Here is a 21072-nt window from a genome sequence, read left to right on the forward strand (position 1 = left end):
TCCAGAATTATGCGAGTATATGAATGTATTCAACGATGGATATGTGAAATTTTAACGCTAAATGTTTAGTAATGTTAAATTTTGAAGGTGAAAAGGATGTTTATTGCCTGGTACTGGATTGTATTAATTGTTCTACTGGCTGGTGGCTATTTTCTTCATCTTAAACGTTACTGTAAAGCTTTTCGCCATGACAGAGATGCGCTGTTAGCTGCCCGAAGTAAATTAGATAAACGCTCCGATAAAGAAGTGTTTGAAAAGCATCAATAATACCTTTAATAACGATACAGATGTTGCCTTTAGCAATGGGCAACATCTGTCATTATCGTCTTTAACCAATTCCCGCCGTTTGTAGCAGCACTAAACTGAATCCCATCACTGACATTCCACATAGTACGCCATAGCTGGGGTTATTATTGGGGTCGATCTCTTTGGCGAGCGGCATTAATTCGTCAACGGAGAGCGCCACCATAATTCCTGCAACCGCCGCCATGATTGCCGCCATGACCACCGGAGAAATCATGCTACCGAGGATTAACCATGCCAGCACACCACCAAGAATTTCTGCCAGCCCGGAAATGCCCGCCCACAGAATCGCGGTACGTTTCGATCCTGTTGCAGCGTAAACCGGGCCTGCAACCGCCAGACCTTCAGGAATATTGTGCAACGCTACGGCCAGGGCGATGCCAAATCCCAGCTCCAGGTTGCTGCTCGCCGTGACAAAGGTGGCAATCCCTTCCGGGAAGTTATGCAGACTGATGCCGAGAGTGAGCAGAATGGCTGTGCGCTTGATCGATTTTGGCAACGGCTGCACCGATTTTTGCATTAAATCCTGCGGATGCGCATGTGGCAACATGCGGTCCAGGCCAAAATAGCCAAGCAGACCGAAGATAAACATTCCATAACCCAACACAGGCGACATTCCTTCGGCGGCTAATGCGGCAGGAAGCATTTCCATTAATGAGATGAGCAACATGATCCCCGCCGCAAATCCTAGCGAAAACGCCAGTAAGCGGTTCGAGGGTTTTTGCCCGAGAACGCCGAGAAACGCGCCAATAAACGTGGCTGCCCCCGCCAGTATGGTCAGAATGAGAGGTACTGACATCGACAACTCCTTATAAATCTTCACCTTCAGGCAGATCGTCAAAATAACTGATGATCATCATCATTGTTATCCGGGTTCTTACTCCGCCGAACAAGCGTATTGTGAGGATATCAAAATGACACCTTTAGTTAAGGATATCATCATGTCTTCAACACGTATGCCAGCATTGTTTTTAGGTCACGGTAGTCCGATGAACGTGCTGGAAGATAATTTGTATACCCGCAGCTGGCAGACGTTGGGGATGACATTGCCACGCCCGCAAGCAATAGTGGTGGTTTCGGCTCATTGGTTTACCCGTGGAACAGGAGTGACCGCGATGGAGATGCCGCCCACGATTCATGACTTTGGTGGCTTCCCGCAGGCGCTGTACGATACGCATTATCCTGCTCCGGGTTCACCTGCGCTGGCACAGCATCTGGTTGAGCTGTTAGCGCCGGTTCCTGTGGCGCTGGATAAAGAAGCCTGGGGCTTTGACCACGGTTCCTGGGGCGTGCTGATTAAGATGTACCCTGACGCCGATATCCCGATGGTGCAGTTGAGTATCGACAGTAGCAAACCTGCCGCCTGGCATTTCGAAATGGGGCGCAAACTCGCGGCGCTGCGTGATGAAGGGATAATGTTGGTCGCCAGTGGCAACGTGGTACATAACCTGCGTACAGTGAAGTGGCACGGTGATAGTTCACCGTATCCGTGGGCGACGTCGTTTAATGAGTATGTGAAAGCGAATCTGACGTGGCAAGGGCCGGTGGAACAACATCCTCTGGTGAATTATCTCGACCATGAAGGTGGCGCGTTATCGAACCCAACGCCAGAGCACTATCTGCCGTTGTTGTATGTCTTAGGGGCGTGGGATGGGCAGGAGCCAATTACCATTCCGGTCGATGGTATAGAAATGGGCAGTTTAAGTATGCTGTCGGTGCAGATAGGTTAATAAAAGAACCCGAAGCCAGAATGACTGGCTTCGGGTGTTGCTGAGTTAGCCTCTGATGATTTTAAGCGCCCATGCGCCACTCATAATGACCAGCAGCACCAGACACATACCAAAAGCCAGCATACAAGCCTGAGCCATATTCATAAAATGCCATGGTGGTAGCAGATACCAGCCTTCAGATTGCTGATACATTTCCACAAACCACTGTTGCGTGCTGCTCAGTGTGACGCCATCAGGAACGATTGGTGCGTCATAGCCACAATCCCCGGTAGGCTTGAACCAATTTGGTGCCCACTGTGCCAGCGGCAGGTTAAAGGGAAAAGTTGGATCGGTAGAGCAACCCTGTACGCCAAACAGTGAATCGGGATCCGGATTATGTACTGCATGGTGGATATCGTTCAGTTTGAGCGAAAACTTCAGTCCCAAAATGCTGCCGTAAAATGCCATCACGCAGCCAATTAGCTTTAGGATGATGTTCTTTGGGTTGATCGCTGCAACCAATCCTCCAATAACCATCACAAACATGGCGTAGCGAATGTATACACATTGCTCACAGGGTGCCATGTAGAGATAGATCTGGAAGAAAGAGTGCGCCAGGATAATTAACGCGCCCATCGCAACGGCCATTAACAACCACAACAAGCGTTGCTCCTGCCATCTGACCAGTGTGTCAACTGGTGATGTGCGAAGATCTTTCCACATTCCCTTAATACCCATAGCCTGTTTCCCTGTTATTTGCTTGCTAACTCACGGATAAGGTCTGCCATCGCGTCGATGGATTTGATGCTCTTGGTGTAGATCAAGTACTTACCATTAACGACATAGGCTGGAACCCCCTGGATTTTGGCGACATCATAAGAGGCTTTCCATTTTTCCAGTGTTTCTTGAACTGCTGGTTCTTTCAGTGCCGCTTCAAAATCCGCCTGACTCATACCTGCGGCATCCAGACCGGTTTTGATAAAAGCAGCCGGATCTTTACCGTCAGACCAGCGTTCTTTTTTGTCGTGATAAGCCGCGTAGTAGGCAAACTTGGCTTTCTTAAACTGAGAGTTAGCATCAAATAAGGAAATGCCTGCTGCTTTATCTTTATTGATCAAGACCGCAAAGACTTCGCTTGCTTGTTTGCCGTATTCACCTTTTGTTTCCAGATGGAACGGCGTGAAAGCAACGATATCTTTCACTTTTTCCGATACCGGACCGGTAACCGCTTTGTCGTACTTGTAACAGAACGGGCAGGCGTAGCTAAATACCTTAATCAGCGTTTTGTCGGCATTCGGAATAGGTTTTTCCAGAACCATGTAATCCGTGCCTTCGGTAAATGCAGAAGCGGTAAATGAAACAGCCAAAGCTGCGGTAAGCAGTATGGTTTTAAATAGTGATGAGATCCCTAATTTCGACATTTTTATTCCCTTCTTAATTATTTGAACATCTGTTGTGGACGGACTAACAGCGCACGGTAGTGAGTCTGATTGGGTTTATCTGACAGCACGTCGATTTCCACTTTCACTTCTTTGGTTTTGTAATCGATTTCGTTCAACTTACCGACGGTTGGCTGCCCGACATCGAACAAATGAATAGAACCACCGAAGCCAAACATGGTGTTACGGTCGGCTTGATATTCAATGATGGAGGTAATCGGGCTATAGAAATCGTAGCCACGTTCTTTACCGTATTCCCACACTTGCTGAACGGTGCCTTTCTTCTCATCAATCTTATATTCCACAAAGCGGGAGTATTTCATGGTTGGTAAGGCAGGTTGTTCCAGATGACGCCCATCGCCATTATCAAAAATGGTGAGCGTTCCTTTACTGGAAATCCAGGCGGTATGCTGGGTGTAGGTAAAATCGAAGTCTGAGTTTTCGCACAGGCCATTTTCGTTACAGGTAATAGGTTTACCGTTAGCGTCCACCGGTTTCAGCAGCTTGCTGGCCAGCGGTTTTTCCCAACCTTTAGAGGGCGCAAGGATCCATTTCACTTGCTTATCACGACCAATCTTCACAACACCCTGGTGGCGAGAGGAGAGGATGATAGAGTCATCTTTTGCGTCATAGGCGATAGAGTTCACGTGCGCCCAGTTGCGGCCTGGCCCTACACCCAGCGCGTCGCCGAACGGTGTATCTGGTTCCAGTTTTGCCTGTTGTCCTGCATGGGCAAGGTCAACGTTAACGCAAACTGCACCTGCATCCAGCGCGCCGAGCAGTGCATCGCGTTTCGGATCGAGGATCTTGGTCAGATCCCATACATCGACAACGCGACCAGATTTATCGACTTCGAGGATATGGTCACGAATGGTGGTGACGTGTACGCCGTCATCGCGACGATAGTTACTCTTACCTACGCGCAACAGTACCGTGCCATTTGGCGTCTCAATGGACTCATGAGTGGCGTCAGCAAATCCGCGCGGTAGTTTGTGATCTTCGAGCACCTGCCCCATCATGTCGAACTCGTACCAGTGCTGACCTTGTACAGCGGTAAAGGTGCCGCGTGGCGTTTCGCGGATACCCATCAGATAACCACGCTTGTTGATATCGCGGTCACGACCATCGTAGAAAGTGTCTTGATCCAGCCACCAGCGGTATTCACCTTCGGTATCGACGATGAAAGTAAAGGGCGCGATATCAAAAGGGAGTGCGCCGGTTGCCGGACCCGCATCAAGGATACCGGCATTTTTATCTTTCTCACCATGCCAGTGGAGATCGGAACCTTGGGCGGTAAAGGTGTGGGTATTAACCAGATAGAGGCGATCTTCAAAACCCGGTGCGACTTTAATAACTTTGGTCTGTTGTAAATCGGAGATAGAGCGGTTATCCATGTAATTATTGACGATGGCCGAAGTGTGCACCACATAATCATCTTTCATGACCTTGCCGTTTTCTTTCCACTCAACGGTCACTTTGTTAGCAAATTTCTGATAAAGACCAAAAATCGGTACACCATCGTAAGTTTTTAGTGATTCCTGACCCACGGGATAGCTGATTTCTACGCCTTTTTCGCCCTTCCCATGGACGGTAACTTTGACGTCAGAAATAACATGGCTATCTAAGTCAACCAAAGCGGTCAGTGGTGCATTGCCGTAGGGATCGACAATGACCGCACCCAGTTGCCCGGCAGGTGGCGCTGGTTTAAAACCCGCAGCCATCACCCCCGATGCTGACAAACCCAGGGTTATCGCCACAGTTCCGGCTACGAGTGTTTTTCTATATTTATCAAACATGGATATATCTCCTTATATAACGCAAATATATAATAATGATGAATATCGACTGTTGAGAGGGTGCTAATAAATTCGTTACGTGAATATAAATATTAATTCAATAAAGAGTGAGAATGTTTTTGTGTTTCTTTTAAATATGTTGTTATTCAGTGAAACAAATATTTATGTTTAATGGATAGTAGGGGGGCAATATATCAATCACAATGTTCAATACTGTGTAGTGTGATCCCTGCAACATTGTTTTTTAATTATTAAATTTAAATCTGGTGAGATAAAAGTAAAGTATTTAAATAATATCAAATAGTTATGTTGTGATGTATTCACTTACTTTAATTACAATATCGCTTGCATATGACGATTTAACATTAAATTGAGTATTAATGTTAAATAAAGGTTGGATATGTATGTGTTTATATATTGATGGGAGTTATGAATGGTGGATTATAAGAGATTGCCCCGCTTATCGGGGCAATATTAAGCTGTATTACTCAACAAAAATATGCGGATAAAACCGAGACATATCTTGGGTGATCAATGCACGGTCTTCACGAATGCCAATTCCGGCAGGTTGATCGTTCACCAGCCAGCTACCAATCAGCATATAGCTGTCGCCGAATTTCGGTAACGGGTGGAATTGCTGAACAATCATCCCTTCTTCGCCATACGGACCTTCCGCTGCTTCAATGGTTTTGCCGTTCTCAATGATCGACACGTTTGCGCCTTCACGGGAGAAGATCGGTTTAACCACATATTTTTCCATTTGCGGATGATCATCTTCCGCAAAATAAGCGGGCAGCAGGTTCGGGTGATTCGGGAACATCTCCCACAGTAGCGGTAGAAGCGCTTTGTTGGAGATAATGCTCTTCCACGCCGGTTCCAGCCAGCGTACGCCTGCATCCTCCAGCTTGGTGGAGAACATCTCACGCAACATAAATTCCCACGGATACAGCTTGAACAGGTTGGAAATCACCTGATCCTGTAAATCCGTGAACTGACCTTTTTCACCTAACCCGATATCGTCGATGTAGAGGAACTCGGTAGCGATTTCAGCTTCCGTTGCGCAGTCCTGCAAATACTGAATGGTTCCGCGATCTTCCACCGTGTCGCGACAGCAGGTGAGATGCAGCAACTGGAAGCCATACTGTTCACGCAGCTCAACGAAGCGATCGATCAGCTTTTCTTGCAAACTGTTAAACTGGTCGCTGCCCTCCGGCAAGTTACCGGCGTTAAGCTGATCTTCCAGCCAGATCCACTGAAAGAACGCCGCCTCGTATAGTGACGTTGGCGTATCGGCGTTATTTTCCAGAAGTTTAGGTTCGCCAGTACCATCCCATGCCAGATCAAGACGCGAATAAAGCGATGGCTGGTGCGTCAGCCATGACTGGCGCACAAAACTCCATGTGTGTTTTGGAATGCGGAATTTGGTCATCAGCTCATCGCTGGCGATCACTTTTTCCACCACTTTCAGGCACATCTGGTGCAGTTCGGCGGTGACTTCTTCCAGCTTTTCAACCTGGGCGAGGGTCAACTTGTAGTAAGCATCTTCACACCAGTACGGCTCGCCGTACATGGTGTGAAAATTGAAACCGTATTCGTGGGCTTTTTCGCGCCAGTCCGGGCGCTCGGTAATACTGACTCTTTCCATCGGTATCAGCCACCCATTGAACGAGAAGAGGTGCCGGTTGCGCTACGCTGCATAGTGCTTTGTTTGGCAACAGATTCACCAAAACCGCCACGGGTAACAGTAGTAGTGGTCGCCGGTTTTGGTGCCATTGCCGTCTTCGGTACGGTCATGGTTCGGCCTGGCTGGGCTGCGCCATAGTTTTTACCGGTCGCGTCGGTATATTTACCGTAAGCCGGGCTGGCCGGGTTTTTCGAGGAGAACAGCGGCTGCTGTGCAAATCCCGCGCCGCCGCCCATCAGACGCCCCATCATGTAACCGGCCATCAGCGGCATCCAGAAACTCCCGCTGGATTGCTGGGCCTGCGCCTGGTTTTCTGGTGCCATGCCAGCCTGGGCTGGTGCCTGCTGGCACTGACCTTCACCAAATTCAGCAACACAGTCTTCACGGGTGGCGTATTTCGGCGCAGTACGTTCGGCTTCTTTCAGCGCATTGTTGTACGCGGTGGTACATTCGGCGCTTTTGCCTGGGTTTGCAGCTGAACAGTCGTCAGCATTTTGATAGAGAGACACTGTTTCATCACTCTTTTCACAGCCAGCCAGCATAAAAACAGTGGCAACCGCGAGAGCGACTGGTGTCAGATGGCGTGCGCTCCAGTTTTTGCGGAACGATGCGTGGCGTATGGATTTTGTCCGTTTCATTTTTGTCTTCCGGGACCAGTGGTAAATACCCATCAGAATAGAGGATGGCTGGTCGAAATTGAAGCGAGAAGGGGGAAGAATGCGGCAGATAACCCGTATCTTTACGTTGCCTTACGTTCAGACGGGGCCGAAGCCCCGTCGTCGTCATCAGTTACGGAAAGGGTTATGACCGTTACTGGTGGTAGTGCGTGCGGATGTTTGCTGAACGACGGGTGCCGGGCTATCAGGCGCATAACCATCAGCAATAGCATTCTGTTCCGGCGTTTGCGGGGCAACGTTTTCCGGATTAGTGGAAACCGGTTTGCTCAGCGCATTGTTCAGTGCCAGCAGATCCTGCTCGTTCAACGTACCCAGGGCTGACTTAATATTCAGCTGATTAATCAGGTAGTTATAACGCGCATTCGCCAGCTCTTGCTTGGCGTTGTACAGCGTGGTGGTCGCATCCAACACATCAACAATGGTACGCGTACCGACCGAGTAACCCGCTTCCATCGCGTCTAATGAGCTTTGAGCGGAAACTACGGCTTGTTTGTAGGCGTTAATGCTACTAATAGAAGCATTAATGTTGTTGAAGGAGGAACGTACGGTTTGCACGACGCTACGATGCGCGCTTTCCAGTTGCTCGCTGGCACCAACAAAGTTGTACTGGGCCTGTTTCACCTGCGAGTTAACCATTCCGCCCTGATAAATCGGCAGCGAGAAGCTCAGGCCAACTTTGTTCTGGCCCATATTGCTATCGTCATACTGGGTACCAGCGGCACCACGGGTTTTTGAACCGCTGTAAGAGGTGTCAGAAATTCCGGTAGAGGCCGTCAAATCCAGAGTCGGTAAGTGACCGTCCTGCGCCTGGCGAATTTGCTCGCGCGCCAGGTCTTGGCTCAAACGTGCCTGTAACAGGGACAGGTTGCGTTTTTCGGCTTCTTTCAGCAGCGTGTTAACCGGCTGTGGTTTGTCGGTTTTAAAGTTTTCGACATTCAGCGCCGCCAGTTCCGGATAGTAGTTACCGGTGATCTGGCGCAGCTGCTCTACCGCGTTATCAAGGTTATTACGTGCGGTCACTTCGTTCGCCAGCACGGTATCGTACTGTGCGCGGGCGTTCTGCACGTCGGTGATCGCTACCAGGCCCACGTTAAAACGTTGGGTGGTTTGATCTAATTGACGGTAGATCGCTTCTTTTTGCGCCTGTGTATAGGAAAGAACGTCAATCGCATTCAACACGTTGAAATAAGCGGTCGCGGTGTTGAGGATCAAGGTTTGTTGATCGGTCTGATACGTGACGTCCTGAATCCCAGCTGCTTTTTCCTGCAGCGTTAACGCACGCCATTTCGACATATCAAAAATGGATTGAGTTAACTGCAGGGACGCACTGGTCGCGTTAGAGTTGATGCCGTTCGCGTCGCGGTAGCCGTTGCTATAGGTGTAATCTGCACCTAAACCTAGCTGTGGCAGTAATGGACTGCGCGCTTCATTAATTTTTTCAAAGGCAGCATCACGATCGGCGGCAGACTTACGCAATTCCGGGTTACTAAGGCGTGCTTGCTGATAAACTTGCATCAGGTTCTCGGCCTGGCTCAACGAACTGAACCCAGAGAGGCTCAGGCCGATAAGAATGGGGAGCAATTTCTTCATTTGCATTCCTTGTGGTGAAGCAGTATTTAGCGCGATCAAACTGTAAAATTATTGCGGATTCTAGCAGAAGCCGCTACCGCAAAAGGTTGGCGTTACGTGCCATAGGGCGTTAATGTGCCTCAATTTAACACATGACTGCTCAAACGGCAGTCAAACGTCGCTGAAATTCACATTTAATTCACTATTAGTGCCAGGACATTAACAATGCTTAAGCCAGACAACCTGCCCGTTACATTTGGCAAAAACGATGTAGAAATTATTGCACGAGAAACACTTTATCGCGGCTTTTTTTCATTAGATCTTTATAGATTTCGTCATCGTCTATTCAACGGGCAAATGAGTCATGAGGTACGGCGGGAAATTTTTGAGCGCGGTCACGCCGCAGTCTTGCTACCCTTTGACCCAGTGCGTGATGAAGTTGTGCTGATTGAGCAGATTCGGATTGCCGCGTACGACACCAGCGAAACCCCCTGGCTACTGGAGATGGTTGCCGGGATGATTGAAGAGGGTGAAAGTGTGGAAGATGTTGCCCGTCGCGAAGCGATTGAAGAGGCGGGACTGATAGTCAAACGGACCAAACCGGTGTTAAGTTTCCTGGCAAGCCCGGGGGGCACCAGTGAGCGTTCGTCAATTATGGTGGGCGAAGTGGACGCCACGACCGCAAGCGGTATTCACGGTCTGGCTGATGAAAACGAAGATATTCGCGTTCATGTGGTAAGCCGGGAACAGGCATACCAGTGGGTAGAAGAGGGGAAAATCGACAACGCAGCGTCGGTCATCGCTTTGCAATGGCTGCAGCTGCATCATCAAGCGTTAAAAAATGAGTGGGCATAAATGAAGCGTTACACACCTGACTTTCCTGAAATGATGCGCCTGTGCGAGATGAACTTTTCACAATTGCGCCGTTTGTTACCGCGCAATGACGCACCCGGCGAAACTGTAAGCTATCAGGTGGCAAACGCACAATATCGGCTGACGATTGTGGAATCGACCCGATACACTACCCTGGTGACAATAGAACAGACTGCGCCCGCGATCAGTTACTGGAGCCTTCCGTCAATGACGGTGCGTCTGTATCATGACGCGATGGTGGCTGAAGTGTGTTCAAGCCAGCAGATTTTTCGCTTCAAAGCGCGGTATGATTATCCTAATAAAAAGTTGCATCAACGCGACGAAAAGCATCAAATTAATCAGTTTTTAGCGGACTGGTTGCGATACTGTTTAGCACATGGAGCGATGGCGATTCCGGTTTATTAGCGTCGTGAAACCTAAGGACACCATTTGGAAAGCCTGTTAACCCTTCCTCTGGCTGGTGAGGCCAGAGTCAGGATTTTACAAATTACCGACACTCACCTGTTTGCACAAAAGCACGAAGCCCTGTTAGGGGTAAACACCTGGGAAAGCTACCAGGCGGTGCTGGAGGCGATTCGGCCACACCAGCACGAATTCGACCTGATTGTCGCGACAGGTGATTTAGCGCAGGATCAATCCTCTGCGGCCTATCAGCATTTCGCTGAAGGCATCGCAAGTTTTCGTGCGCCCTGCGTCTGGCTGCCGGGCAACCACGATTTCCAGCCCGCGATGTACAGCGCGTTACAGGATGCGGGTATCTCCCCGGCGAAGCGCGTGTTTATTGGTGAGCAATGGCAAATCCTGTTGCTGGATAGCCAGGTGTTTGGCGTGCCGCACGGTGAGCTGAGCGAGTTTCAGCTTGAGTGGCTGGAACGTAAACTGGCCGATGCGCCAGAACGCCATACGTTGCTGCTGCTGCATCATCATCCGCTACCTGCGGGTTGTAGTTGGCTTGATCAACACAGCCTGCGTAACGCGGGCGAACTGGATACCGTGCTGGCGAAGTTTCCGCACGTCAAATACTTGCTGTGCGGTCATATTCATCAGGAGCTGGATCTCGACTGGAACGGTCGCCGCTTGCTGGCAACGCCGTCGACCTGTGTGCAGTTTAAGCCGCACTGTTCTAACTTTACGCTGGACACCATCGCGCCCGGCTGGCGTACTCTCGAGTTACATGCTGATGGCACGCTGACCACCGAGGTGCATCGCCTGGCGGACGCACGCTTCCAACCTGATACCGCTTCAGAAGGCTACTGATGTCTACGCTTCTTTATTTACACGGTTTCAACAGCTCGCCGCGCTCTGCAAAAGCGAGCTTGTTAAAAAACTGGCTGGCGGAACATCACCCTGACGTTGAGATGATCATTCCGCAGTTGCCGCCGTATCCTTCTGACGCGGCAGAACTGCTGGAATCCATTGTCCTGGAACATGGCGGCGATTCGCTGGGTATTGTCGGTTCGTCACTGGGGGGATATTACGCCACCTGGTTGTCGCAATGTTTTATGCTGCCCGCAGTGGTGGTCAACCCGGCGGTGCGCCCGTTTGAACTGCTGACGGACTATCTCGGTCAGAACGAGAACCCCTACACCGGGCAGCAATATGTGCTAGAGTCACGCCATATTTACGATCTCAAAGTCATGCAGATTGACCCGCTGGAAGCGCCGGATTTGATCTGGCTGCTGCAACAGACGGGAGATGAAGTGCTGGATTACCGCCAGGCGGTGGCGTACTACGCTTCCTGCCGCCAGACTGTCATAGAAGGCGGCAACCACGCATTCACGGGCTTCGAAGATTATTTCAACCCGATCGTCGATTTTCTTGGTCTGCACCATCTCTGACGATCAACTCGAATTGCTAACTTAAACCATGACGCAAACTTATAACGCTGATGCCATTGAGGTACTCACCGGGCTTGAGCCGGTTCGCCGCCGTCCGGGGATGTATACCGATACCACTCGCCCTAACCATTTGGGGCAAGAAGTTATTGATAACAGTGTCGATGAAGCACTGGCGGGCCACGCAAAACGCGTGGATGTAATCTTACATGCCGACCAGTCGTTAGAAGTGATTGACGATGGGCGCGGGATGCCGGTAGATATTCACCCGGAAGAGGGGGTACCGGCGGTTGAACTGATTCTTTGCCGTCTGCACGCGGGCGGTAAATTCTCTAACAAAAATTACCAGTTCTCTGGCGGCCTGCATGGCGTGGGGATTTCGGTAGTTAACGCCCTGTCGAAGCGCGTAGAAGTTAACGTACGCCGCGATGGTCAGATCTATAACATCGCCTTTGAAAATGGCGAAAAGGTGCAAGATTTACAGGTTGTCGGCACTTGCGGTAAACGCAATACCGGTACCAGCGTGCACTTCTGGCCGGATGAAACCTTCTTTGACAGCCCGCGTTTTTCTGTTTCACGCCTGACGCATGTGCTGAAAGCCAAAGCGGTACTGTGCCCGGGCGTTGAGATCACTTTTAAAGATGAGATCAACAACACCGAACAGCGCTGGTGCTATCAGGACGGTCTGAATGATTACCTGGCGGAAGCGGTAAACGGTTTACCGACGCTGCCAGAAAAACCGTTTATCGGTAATTTCGCTGGCGATACTGAAGCGGTGGACTGGGCGCTACTGTGGCTGCCGGAAGGCGGTGAACTGCTGACCGAAAGCTACGTCAACCTGATCCCAACGATGCAGGGCGGTACCCATGTTAATGGCCTGCGTCAGGGCCTGCTGGACGCGATGCGTGAGTTCTGTGAATACCGCAACATTCTGCCGCGCGGTGTAAAGCTGTCGGCGGAAGATATCTGGGATCGCTGCGCCTATGTGCTGTCAGTAAAAATGCAGGATCCGCAGTTTGCCGGGCAGACCAAAGAACGTCTCTCTTCGCGTCAGTGTGCGGCATTCGTTTCGGGCGTGGTGAAAGATGCCTTCATCCTGTGGCTGAACCAGAACGTTCAGGCGGCGGAGCTGTTGGCAGAGATGGCGATTTCCAGCGCCCAGCGTCGTATGCGTGCGGCTAAAAAAGTGGTGCGTAAAAAGCTAACCAGCGGCCCGGCGTTGCCTGGTAAATTGGCTGACTGTACCGCGCAGGATCTTAACCGTACCGAACTATTCCTTGTGGAAGGTGACTCCGCAGGCGGATCTGCCAAGCAGGCGCGCGATCGCGAATATCAGGCGATCATGCCACTGAAAGGTAAGATCCTTAATACCTGGGAAGTCTCTTCCGACGAAGTGCTGGCTTCGCAGGAAGTGCACGATATTTCGGTAGCTATCGGTATCGATCCTGACAGCGACGATTTGAGCCAGCTTCGTTACGGCAAGATCTGTATCCTGGCGGATGCTGACTCCGATGGTCTGCACATTGCCACGCTGCTCTGCGCTTTGTTTGTAAAACACTTCCGCGCATTGGTGAAACACGGTCACGTTTACGTTGCACTGCCACCGCTCTACCGTATTGACCTCGGGAAAGAGGTTTATTACGCGCTGACGGAAGAAGAGAAAGAGGGCGTACTTGAGCAATTAAAACGCAAGAAAGGCAAGCCAAACGTCCAGCGTTTTAAAGGTCTCGGGGAAATGAACCCGATGCAATTGCGCGAAACCACGCTTGATCCGAACACTCGCCGTCTGGTGCAGTTGACTATCGATGATGAAGACGATCAGCGTACTGACGCGATGATGGATATGCTGCTGGCGAAGAAACGCTCGGAAGATCGCCGCAATTGGTTGCAAGAAAAAGGCGACATGGCAGAGATTGAGGTCTGATAATCCTCCCGCCAGAAGAATAAAACATAGCCCGGTATACAAGTGTATACCGGGCTTTTTTGATCAAAATTCCATTTTCACCGTGAATTGCACTTCACGCGGATCGCCAATCTGGTTGCCCAGATTATTTGTGGCGATGGAAGAGGTGTAATACGTTTTATCAAACAGGTTTTTGACGTTTAATTGCAGAGTGACCGGATACTGCAATTTCATTTTGTATGCGGCGAAGGCATCGGCAACGAAATAGCCAGGCAGATAATAGTCAGCCCCATTGGTTGCCGAACGACGGCTTACACCATGTCCGCCACCGCCAAACGTCAGTGTGTTATTGCCTGGCATGTTATGAATATCATAGGTCAGGAATAGCGAACCGGTATGACGAGGAACATTCGGCAATGGTTTCCCTGCATAATCAGGATCTTCCAGAACCTTTGCATCGGTATAGCCGTAGCTGGCAATGATATTAATGTTTTCAGTTAATGCTCCCGCAAGGTCGACTTCTACCCCTCTTGAACGAACGCGGCCTGCCGTTTTGGCGATGGTTTCATCACCAATACTTTCGGTATACAACACATTACGTTTATGGATATCAAACAGCGCAATATCTGCGGTGATACCATCGAATAGCTCGAATTTTGCCCCGACTTCGTAAGCATTAGATGATTCTGGTGGAAGATCGCCAATGTAGCTGGCAATTGACGACTGCGGCATAAATGTTTGCGAATAATTGGCAAATAAGGATACCGATGGCGTCAGTTTGTAGACTAACCCCAGTTTGGGCGTCCATTGTTCATCGCGGCTGTCAGTATTGACATTAAAAGGACGGCCTTTACCCGCATATTGCGTGTAATACTGATAGCGGATCCCGGCGACGGCAATCCAGTTATCGGTCAGATAGAGCGCGTCCTGTGCATAAGCTGAGTAGTTCTCCTGTTTGATCGTCTGATCGCTGTCCGACGCCGAAACCGTTGTACATTTGCTGGTATTACCATAAACAGGGTTGTATATATTGAAATCTTTAGCTTTTTTACAGCGAATCATATCTGTACGCAGAAGATCATAATATTCATATGACACCCCACCCAGAATCTCATTATAGAATCCGGCAATATCAACATTCCCTTGCAGATCCGCACGAGTAGCATGCATACGCTGGGTAGATCCCTGAGTTGCATCAACACGCCGTGTCAGTGTTCCTGTCGTTGCATCATACGCGGTAACACGCGCCTGATTATCGCTGTATTTATCCTGGCTGTAGCTGTAATCAAAGCGCGCTGTCCACTGGCTATTGAGATGATATTCTGCGTTGAGTTGCGCCAGATCGGACTGACCATCTGTAATATTAAACGGTTCGTCAAAACGTATTTTTCGATCAACGTTTACGGGCTGTTTCGTCGTAAGGTCGAAAATCGTTCCACGATCGAATGGAGTTTTATAGTCCCGATGGGAATAGAGCATGGTTACTGTTGCATTATCACCAAACCAGGTGAGTGACGGGGCAATAAATGTACTGCGCTCTTTACCGAAGTTTCGCCAGTAATCTTCATCCTGCACTTCCCCGGTAAGGCGATACGCCAGCTGAGTGCCTTCAATGGGACCTGTGATATCAAGTTGCCCAGTGCCGCCACCAAAACTGGAGGAGGTGGCTGAAACCGAACCATGGAATGTTTTTTCCGGGCGCTTGGTCACGACGTTAATCAGTCCGCCAGGATCGAGAATGCCATACAGCGTGGAGGCCGGGCCTTTTAGCACTTCCACACGCTCTGTTGCGGCGTTGAAACTACGAGGAAGTACGGTTCGCAGACCGTTGGTCATGATGGAGCCATCCCGGTTTGCGCCAAACCCACGGCGTACAAAAGCATCCTGAGTCCCGCCTAATGTATTGGTCTGTACCACGTTACTGACGTTATAAAGCGCCTCATCCAGCGTTGTCGCATTCTGGTTTTCCAGAACCTGATCGCTAACCGTATTGACCACCTGCGGGATATCCAGCATCGGCATATCGGTTAATGTCGCCGTGGAGGTGCTCAGAGGTTGATAACCATCGGTTGCCTCAGTTGCGGTATTTGCATCTGCTGTAACAGTGATTGTTTCGCCATCTTTGGTCGTTACAGAGTCTGTTGCATGAATCATCGGTGCCGCAAAAAGCAGTGAAAAGAGCGCCCGACCTTTGAGTCCTGAGAATGAAGGTGTGAACATAGCCATTTAGTCTGTTATCCCAAAAACTCGCGGATTGTCGCGAGTGAAAATTGTTTCTTATTGCTCACTAAGCACTATCCGTTTGTTATTTCGCCATCGGATATGTAATTGAGAATCATTCAATCACGCAGTAATGTAGTAGTAAATGAGAAATAACAAAAAATTGCTACATGTGTTTTTATGAAAAGTTTATACAATTTGATTGCTTTTAATTTATTGATATTTAATGTTTTTATTTTTATGTATAAAAATAGTTTACCTGTTATTTACCTTGTTTTTGTGTGGCTTTTAACTGCTTGACTACTACATTTTGTGGCGTCAAACTCTCAAAGGAGAATGAGTTTTATTTTTGTTTGTCTTTGATTAAGTTGGCGTACACGTGGCACATAACGCAAAAGGGCAGGGGCTGATCCTCGACAATGTTTCTGCCGGGTATCACAAGAAGATCATTGTTGATGGTGTTTCTTTCTCCGTTCCCACAGAAAAAATGACCGTTCTGGTTGGGGCAAACGGCTGTGGAAAGTCGACGTTGCTCAGCACCATTGCACGTATCTTGCAACCTATGGGCGGTTCGATATTGCTTGATGGCAAAGCGATTCACGAGCAACCAACGAAAGCGTTATCCCGTAGACTTGGGATCTTGCCGCAGTCGCCATTATTGCCGGAGGGCTTAACCGTTTATGAACTGGTGTCGCGTGGGCGTTTTCCCTGGCAAAATTTCATACGTCAATGGAGCGACGCCGATGAGCAGGCGGTGGAAGATGCCCTGAAATTAACCGGTACGCAGGAGTTTGCACATTTACCTGTTGAAAAACTCTCTGGTGGGCAGCGCCAGCGTTGCTGGATTGCGATGGTGTTGGCGCAAAAGACGCCTTATATCCTGCTGGATGAACCCACAACCTGGCTTGATTTACGTTATCAGGTTGAAATTCTTGAGTTATTACATGATTTAACGCGTCATCACGGGCGTACAGTCGTCGTGGTGTTGCATGATCTGAATTTTGCCGTCAATTATGGCGATACGTTGATATTTTTACGCCAGGGGAAAGTGGTGCGTGTGTTGAATGAGGGGGAGCATTGCACGCCTGAACTGGTAAAAGCGGTCTTTGACGTTGATGTTCACGCATCAATAAATCCTCTGACGGGAAAGCCGTTCTTCATGCCGTTTCGTGGTGTAGAAAAAGTATGATGCGCACAGGGCTGGTTACTGTAATTTTCCTCGCCTTACTGCTGGTGGGATGCGTGGTATATCCAGGGATTGGTGCCCGATTTATTGCACCACAAACGGTGTTGCAGGCATTTCTTCATTTTGATCCGCAAAACTTCGATCACAACGTAATTGTAAGACTCCGTTTGCCGCGTTTAGCGGCAGCATTGCTTACCGGTGCTTCTCTTGGTGTTGCTGGTGCTTTGTTGCAGGCTGTCATTCGTAACCCATTGGGGGAGCCACATATTTTAGGCTTAAATGCCGGAGCCGCTCTTGCTGTCGTTGCCGCCAGTGCGCTTGGACTGGCCTTTCCGGTTGGACGCCCACTGCTGGCATCTACGGGGGGCGCGTTATTGTTCCTGTTGATATTGCTGCTTTCCTCCGCAGGGCGTTCAGGGGTAACGCCAATGAAAGTTACTTTATGCGGCGTGGCGCTATCGGCGTTCGTGTCCTCAATAACGGCTGCAATCCTGATTCTTGACGAACAAACACTGCTGGCGATGCGGACATGGCTAGCAGGTGATTTAGCGGGGCAGGATTGGGCGACGCTGGGTACGTCCGCCTGGTTTTCTCTGGGGGGATTTGTGTTAGCCCTTTACCTTGCACCCTCCCTTAACATGTTGGCACTGGGCGATCGCATGGCGCAGGGGCTGGGCGTCTCTGTACTCCGCACGCGAACATTTACCCTGCTTGCGATCGCGTTGCTCTGTGGCGCAGCCGTATCGATTGCTGGCCCCATTGGTTTTGTCGGCCTGCTAGTACCGCAGATTGTCCGGCGTCTGGTATCAGCGGATCTGCGCGTTCTGCTCCCTCTTTCAGCTTGTGTCGGCGCACTTTTGTTATTACTGGCAGATATTATTGCCCGGACGCTTTTCACGCCCCATGAGTTAGCGACCGGTGTCATGACGGCGTTAGTTGGTGCGCCCGTTTTTGTCATTATGGCGACGAGGATGTTCAAATGAGTCGGATAATGAACGTCGGGCTACGACCACTACGTGTTGGTAAGTTTTCGACACTGGTACGCCCTAAAAATCTGGTGTTGCTTGGTGGGTTGTTTCTGTTTGCGGTTGGAATACTGATATTCGGTCTGATGCAGGGTTCTTTCTTTGTTCCGGCATCGGAAGTAGGACGAGCGTTGTTTGCTCCAGAAAACGTAAGCACAGACGCACGTTATATTGTGCAGGATATTCGCTTGCCGAGAGTCATCATGGCATTGCTATGCGGGGCCATGTTAGGTATGGCGGGGGCCGCAATGCAATCCATTGCACGTAATGGCCTTGCCGATCCTGGTTTAATCGGCGTCAAAGAAGGATGTAGCGTGGCTGTGCTGTGGCTGATTTTCCAGTTTCCAATGCTGGGAATGTTCTGGCGTCCAGTGGCTGGTCTTGCTGGTGGCCTGTTGGTGGCTTTAATCGTGATTTTTTGTGCGCGCGATATTTCCCGCCCGCGATTTGTTCTGATTGGTATTGGTGTTTCCTGGTTTTTCGCCGCCGGTATCGGTGTATTTATGACCACTGCAGATGTTCGAGATGTACAAACTGCATTGATGTGGTTATCGGGAAGCCTGCATGCAGCTAACTGGATGTTAGTCGGTATTTCAGCCTGTTGGATGTTGCCAGCCGCTCTTTTATTGCTGTTCACCGCCAGGACTGCGGATATCGCTCTGCTTGGTCATCAGGTTGCAACCGGGTTAGGGGTGAATAGTTCTCGTCTGGCGTTGTTACGTGTCGCCGCACCCATAATCCTGACAGCCGTCTGCGTTTCGTGTGTTGGTAACATCGGTTTTGTCGGATTGATAGCACCCCATATATCACGTTTTATTCTACGTGGCGGGCAGACGACATTACTGCTGGGGAGCGCGGTATCGGGGGCGTTGTTAGTTATTCTGGCGGATAGCATTGGTCGTTTGGCTTTTTTGCCTTTGCAACTGCCTGCCGGAATCATTATCTCACTGATTGGTGGACCATTTTTTTTGCTACTGCTCTGGCAGCGCAGGAACAGTTTTTAACGGGAGTTATATGCGTTTATTTTTTTCTCTGCTGATACTGTTGTCATTTTTTTCCCGTGCAACAGAACCTGTTCAGGTATTTACTGATGATTTAGGGCGCAAAGTCACTGTTCCTGCTCATCCAAAGAGAATTGTCTCTTTACACGATCTTGATATCACTATTCCTCTGATTGAGCTCGGTGTACCTCCTGTCGCCAGCCACGGGCGAACTCGGCCTGACGGTAGCCATTTCATTCGATCTGGCGCGTTATTGACAGGTGTCGACTTTGATAATTCATCGATCGCCTTTATTGGTACCGCTGATATTGATATTGAAGCGATTGTGGCGGCAAAGCCTGACCTGATCATCACAGAACCGACCCGTAATACGCCCATTGAACAACTTGAAAAAATTGCGCCCACGGTGAGCATTGATCATCTCAAAGGGGGCGCGCCAGAAATCTATCGCAAGCTGGCAGAACTTACAGGAACGCAGTCGCAGCTGGCGATACTTGAACGCCGCTATCAGGCACAAATCAATGCGCTGAAGGCGACGCTGGACAGCCAAAAAATAACGGTATCGGTGATTCAGGCAAACCAGGGAAAAATTAATGTGATGCATAGCTATCATTCGCTGGGACGGGTATTACGCGATGCTGGTTTTCGTTTTCCGCCGCTGATTGAGAGCATTCCTGAAGGTGGGCGAATGGATGTGAGCGCGGAGCGTTTACCTGAACTGGATGCCGATTTTGTTTTTGCAACCTGGCGCGGTGACACCGGTGGTAAACCTCAGGATGAGCTGGCAGCAATGGAAAAAGTCATGCCGGGATGGTGTCAGTTTCTGACTGCCTGTCGTTCCGGGCGTTATGTGCTGATTTCTCGTGAAGAGGCAATTTCTAACTCCTTTGCATCTCTGGGGCTGATGGCTGCGCAGATACAATCACAAATTGCAGGGCGACCTCTACCGGAAGATAAATGATCCAGAAAGATAAAGTGCGGGTTGATATTTTTGGTGAGCGTTTTCGCACTCGCGCGAGTCAGTTAACGCCTGGGTTAAGAGTTGTCGCCAGCTACATTAATGAGCATCGTGAAGTGGTACTCGAGCAAACGGCGATGGAAATTGCGGCCACGTTGAACACTTCCGATGCCACAGTTATCAGGGCTATACAGGCCCTGGGGTTTGCCGGGCTGCGTGATCTGAAACGCACTCTGGAACAGTGGCTTGGTCCAGCCCTTAGTTCCAGCGAAAAGATGTCTACGACGGTGAGTAACTTGACGAGCGATGTTAACACCGCAATCGACTTTGTTCTTGAAGGGCATTTGTATACCTGTAATGTCCTGTCAGAGCCTGAAAACCGCCACGCGCTTGCGCAAGCTGTAGCGTTGTTGGTGCAGGCACGGCAAGTCGCTATTTTTGGTATTGGCGCTTCGGGTATTCTGGCGGACTATACCGCACGACTATTCAACCGCATAGGTTTGCCTGCCACGGCACTAAACCGTACGGGTATTGGCCTTGCCGAGCAACTGATCGCGCTTCAACGTGGCGATGTTCTGATCATGATGGCGCAAAAATCTGCGCACCGGGAAGGGCTGACAACGCTTCGTGAGGCGAGGCGGCTGGGGATCCCTGTTATTTTGCTGACAAACGCGCTGGATTCACGTTTTAGCAAAGACGCCAGTATCGTGATTCATGTTCCGCGCGGGGATGAAAAAGGGAAAACGCCGCTACATGGTACGGTATTGTTGTGTCTGGAAATGATTGTCTGGTCGGTAGCTTCCGCAGTGCCGCAGCGTGCGGTTAAAACCATTAAGCGAATTAACGATTTCCATCGAGGACTGAAAACGGGAAGAAAGAATGGCTAATCTGGGC

20 protein-coding genes are annotated in these 21072 nt (G+C 49.8%); 12 read left to right on the plus strand and 8 right to left on the minus strand.

The features are described from left to right. Positions 1 to 96: 96 nt before the first annotated feature. Positions 97 to 267, plus strand: a complete 171-nt coding sequence (locus HBM92_RS03445; protein WP_001296421.1) for a hypothetical protein — start codon at positions 97 to 99, stop codon at positions 265 to 267. A 61-nt stretch (positions 268 to 328) separates the two neighbouring features. Here the strand turns inward: HBM92_RS03445 and zupT are convergent, their stop codons facing one another. After that, on the minus strand, positions 329 to 1102 hold the full coding sequence (gene zupT / locus HBM92_RS03450) for a zinc transporter ZupT (protein WP_001295627.1): 774 nt from the start codon (positions 1100 to 1102) through the stop codon (positions 329 to 331). Between the two features lie 142 nt (positions 1103 to 1244). Between zupT and ygiD the strand changes: the two genes are divergently transcribed. Continuing rightward, positions 1245 to 2033 (plus strand): 4,5-DOPA dioxygenase extradiol, encoded by a 789-nt coding sequence (gene ygiD, locus HBM92_RS03455; RefSeq protein ID WP_001443213.1) that lies wholly within the window; start codon positions 1245 to 1247, stop codon positions 2031 to 2033. A gap of 45 nt (positions 2034 to 2078) precedes the next feature. Here ygiD and dsbI read toward each other — a convergent pair whose 3' ends face one another. The 6 genes from dsbI to tolC form a co-directional block, all read right to left on the minus strand. Further along, a complete protein-coding gene (gene dsbI / locus HBM92_RS03460; protein WP_000511506.1) occupies positions 2079 to 2750 on the minus strand; it encodes a protein-disulfide oxidoreductase DsbI in 672 nt (223 codons plus the stop codon). A 14-nt stretch (positions 2751 to 2764) separates the two neighbouring features. Continuing rightward, entirely contained in the window at positions 2765 to 3433 is a 669-nt protein-coding gene (locus HBM92_RS03465) for a thiol:disulfide interchange protein DsbA/DsbL (protein WP_000040020.1), read from the minus strand. A 17-nt stretch (positions 3434 to 3450) separates the two neighbouring features. Then, positions 3451 to 5247, minus strand: coding sequence for an aryl-sulfate sulfotransferase (locus tag HBM92_RS03470; RefSeq protein ID WP_000459865.1), 1797 nt, complete (start codon positions 5245 to 5247; stop codon positions 3451 to 3453). A gap of 484 nt (positions 5248 to 5731) precedes the next feature. Next, positions 5732 to 6892, minus strand: coding sequence for a glutathionylspermidine synthase family protein (locus tag HBM92_RS03475; RefSeq protein ID WP_000442860.1), 1161 nt, complete (start codon positions 6890 to 6892; stop codon positions 5732 to 5734). A 5-nt stretch (positions 6893 to 6897) separates the two neighbouring features. Further along, the gene (locus tag HBM92_RS03480) at positions 6898 to 7569 is read right to left on the minus strand and encodes a DUF1190 family protein (RefSeq protein ID WP_000831543.1); all 672 of its coding nucleotides are present in this window, start codon (positions 7567 to 7569) and stop codon (positions 6898 to 6900) included. A 147-nt stretch (positions 7570 to 7716) separates the two neighbouring features. Next, complete coding sequence (gene tolC, locus HBM92_RS03485; protein ID WP_000735289.1) at positions 7717 to 9198, minus strand: outer membrane channel protein TolC; 1482 nt, start codon at positions 9196 to 9198, stop codon at positions 7717 to 7719. Positions 9199 to 9402: 204 nt separating this feature from the next. Between tolC and nudF the strand changes: the two genes are divergently transcribed. Genes nudF through parE form a run of 5 tightly spaced genes read left to right on the plus strand, consistent with a single transcriptional unit; the run spans position 9403 to position 13809 of the window. Beyond that, positions 9403 to 10032, plus strand: a complete 630-nt coding sequence (nudF, locus tag HBM92_RS03490; RefSeq protein WP_000917117.1) for an ADP-ribose diphosphatase — start codon at positions 9403 to 9405, stop codon at positions 10030 to 10032. Then, entirely contained in the window at positions 10033 to 10455 is a 423-nt protein-coding gene (locus HBM92_RS03495; RefSeq protein WP_000833393.1) for a DUF1249 family protein, read from the plus strand. It abuts the gene before it with no gap. A gap of 24 nt (positions 10456 to 10479) precedes the next feature. Next, on the plus strand, positions 10480 to 11307 hold the full coding sequence (cpdA, locus tag HBM92_RS03500; protein ID WP_000444744.1) for a 3',5'-cyclic-AMP phosphodiesterase: 828 nt from the start codon (positions 10480 to 10482) through the stop codon (positions 11305 to 11307). Then, complete coding sequence (gene yqiA / locus HBM92_RS03505) at positions 11307 to 11888, plus strand: esterase YqiA (protein WP_000105733.1); 582 nt, start codon at positions 11307 to 11309, stop codon at positions 11886 to 11888. Before cpdA ends, yqiA begins: the two co-directional genes overlap by 1 nt. A gap of 28 nt (positions 11889 to 11916) precedes the next feature. Further along, the gene (gene parE / locus HBM92_RS03510; RefSeq protein WP_000195274.1) at positions 11917 to 13809 is read left to right on the plus strand and encodes a DNA topoisomerase IV subunit B; all 1893 of its coding nucleotides are present in this window, start codon (positions 11917 to 11919) and stop codon (positions 13807 to 13809) included. Positions 13810 to 13872: 63 nt separating this feature from the next. Here the strand turns inward: parE and HBM92_RS03515 are convergent, their stop codons facing one another. Then, positions 13873 to 16014: a TonB-dependent siderophore receptor gene (locus HBM92_RS03515; RefSeq protein WP_001240663.1), complete on the minus strand. Its 2142-nt coding sequence runs from the start codon at positions 16012 to 16014 to the stop codon at positions 13873 to 13875. A 373-nt stretch (positions 16015 to 16387) separates the two neighbouring features. Here HBM92_RS03515 and HBM92_RS03520 point away from each other — a divergent pair, with 373 nt between their 5' ends. From HBM92_RS03520 to HBM92_RS03540, 5 genes are read left to right on the plus strand one after another with little or no spacing between them, the layout of a single operon-like run. Further along, positions 16388 to 17197, plus strand: coding sequence for an ABC transporter ATP-binding protein (locus HBM92_RS03520; RefSeq protein ID WP_000940870.1), 810 nt, complete (start codon positions 16388 to 16390; stop codon positions 17195 to 17197). Then, a complete protein-coding gene (locus HBM92_RS03525) occupies positions 17194 to 18177 on the plus strand; it encodes a FecCD family ABC transporter permease (protein ID WP_000986433.1) in 984 nt (327 codons plus the stop codon). The genes HBM92_RS03520 and HBM92_RS03525 overlap by 4 nt, the downstream gene beginning before the upstream one ends. Before the next feature lie 8 nt (positions 18178 to 18185). Then, positions 18186 to 19223, plus strand: a complete 1038-nt coding sequence (locus tag HBM92_RS03530) for a FecCD family ABC transporter permease (protein ID WP_001704175.1) — start codon at positions 18186 to 18188, stop codon at positions 19221 to 19223. Between the two features lie 10 nt (positions 19224 to 19233). Next, positions 19234 to 20181 (plus strand): iron-siderophore ABC transporter substrate-binding protein, encoded by a 948-nt coding sequence (locus HBM92_RS03535; protein WP_001305106.1) that lies wholly within the window; start codon positions 19234 to 19236, stop codon positions 20179 to 20181. Beyond that, a complete protein-coding gene (locus HBM92_RS03540; RefSeq protein ID WP_000614960.1) occupies positions 20178 to 21065 on the plus strand; it encodes a MurR/RpiR family transcriptional regulator in 888 nt (295 codons plus the stop codon). Before HBM92_RS03535 ends, HBM92_RS03540 begins: the two co-directional genes overlap by 4 nt. Positions 21066 to 21072: the final 7 nt, after the last annotated feature.

It is taken from the genome of Escherichia sp. E.sYA108, assembly GCF_011754335.1.
Taxonomy (GTDB): Bacteria; Pseudomonadota; Gammaproteobacteria; order Enterobacterales; family Enterobacteriaceae; genus Escherichia; species Escherichia coli.

Excerpts from the sequence above, each read along its gene's own strand:
- HBM92_RS03445 (WP_001296421.1), top strand. The coding sequence starts at position 97 with ATGTTTATTGCCTGGTACTGGATTGTATTAATTGTTCTACTGGCTGGT.
- zupT (WP_001295627.1), bottom strand. The coding sequence starts at position 1,102 with ATGTCAGTACCTCTCATTCTGACCATACTGGCGGGGGCAGCCACGTTT.
- ygiD (WP_001443213.1), top strand. The coding sequence starts at position 1,245 with ATGTCTTCAACACGTATGCCAGCATTGTTTTTAGGTCACGGTAGTCCG.
- dsbI (WP_000511506.1), bottom strand. The coding sequence starts at position 2,750 with ATGGGTATTAAGGGAATGTGGAAAGATCTTCGCACATCACCAGTTGAC.
- HBM92_RS03465 (WP_000040020.1), bottom strand. The coding sequence starts at position 3,433 with ATGTCGAAATTAGGGATCTCATCACTATTTAAAACCATACTGCTTACC.
- HBM92_RS03470 (WP_000459865.1), bottom strand. The coding sequence starts at position 5,247 with ATGTTTGATAAATATAGAAAAACACTCGTAGCCGGAACTGTGGCGATA.
- HBM92_RS03475 (WP_000442860.1), bottom strand. The coding sequence starts at position 6,892 with ATGGAAAGAGTCAGTATTACCGAGCGCCCGGACTGGCGCGAAAAAGCC.
- HBM92_RS03480 (WP_000831543.1), bottom strand. The coding sequence starts at position 7,569 with ATGAAACGGACAAAATCCATACGCCACGCATCGTTCCGCAAAAACTGG.
- tolC (WP_000735289.1), bottom strand. The coding sequence starts at position 9,198 with ATGAAGAAATTGCTCCCCATTCTTATCGGCCTGAGCCTCTCTGGGTTC.
- nudF (WP_000917117.1), top strand. The coding sequence starts at position 9,403 with ATGCTTAAGCCAGACAACCTGCCCGTTACATTTGGCAAAAACGATGTA.
- HBM92_RS03495 (WP_000833393.1), top strand. The coding sequence starts at position 10,033 with ATGAAGCGTTACACACCTGACTTTCCTGAAATGATGCGCCTGTGCGAG.
- yqiA (WP_000105733.1), top strand. The coding sequence starts at position 11,307 with ATGTCTACGCTTCTTTATTTACACGGTTTCAACAGCTCGCCGCGCTCT.
- parE (WP_000195274.1), top strand. The coding sequence starts at position 11,917 with ATGACGCAAACTTATAACGCTGATGCCATTGAGGTACTCACCGGGCTT.
- HBM92_RS03515 (WP_001240663.1), bottom strand. The coding sequence starts at position 16,014 with ATGGCTATGTTCACACCTTCATTCTCAGGACTCAAAGGTCGGGCGCTC.
- HBM92_RS03525 (WP_000986433.1), top strand. The coding sequence starts at position 17,194 with ATGATGCGCACAGGGCTGGTTACTGTAATTTTCCTCGCCTTACTGCTG.
- HBM92_RS03530 (WP_001704175.1), top strand. The coding sequence starts at position 18,186 with ATGAACGTCGGGCTACGACCACTACGTGTTGGTAAGTTTTCGACACTG.
- HBM92_RS03535 (WP_001305106.1), top strand. The coding sequence starts at position 19,234 with ATGCGTTTATTTTTTTCTCTGCTGATACTGTTGTCATTTTTTTCCCGT.
- HBM92_RS03540 (WP_000614960.1), top strand. The coding sequence starts at position 20,178 with ATGATCCAGAAAGATAAAGTGCGGGTTGATATTTTTGGTGAGCGTTTT.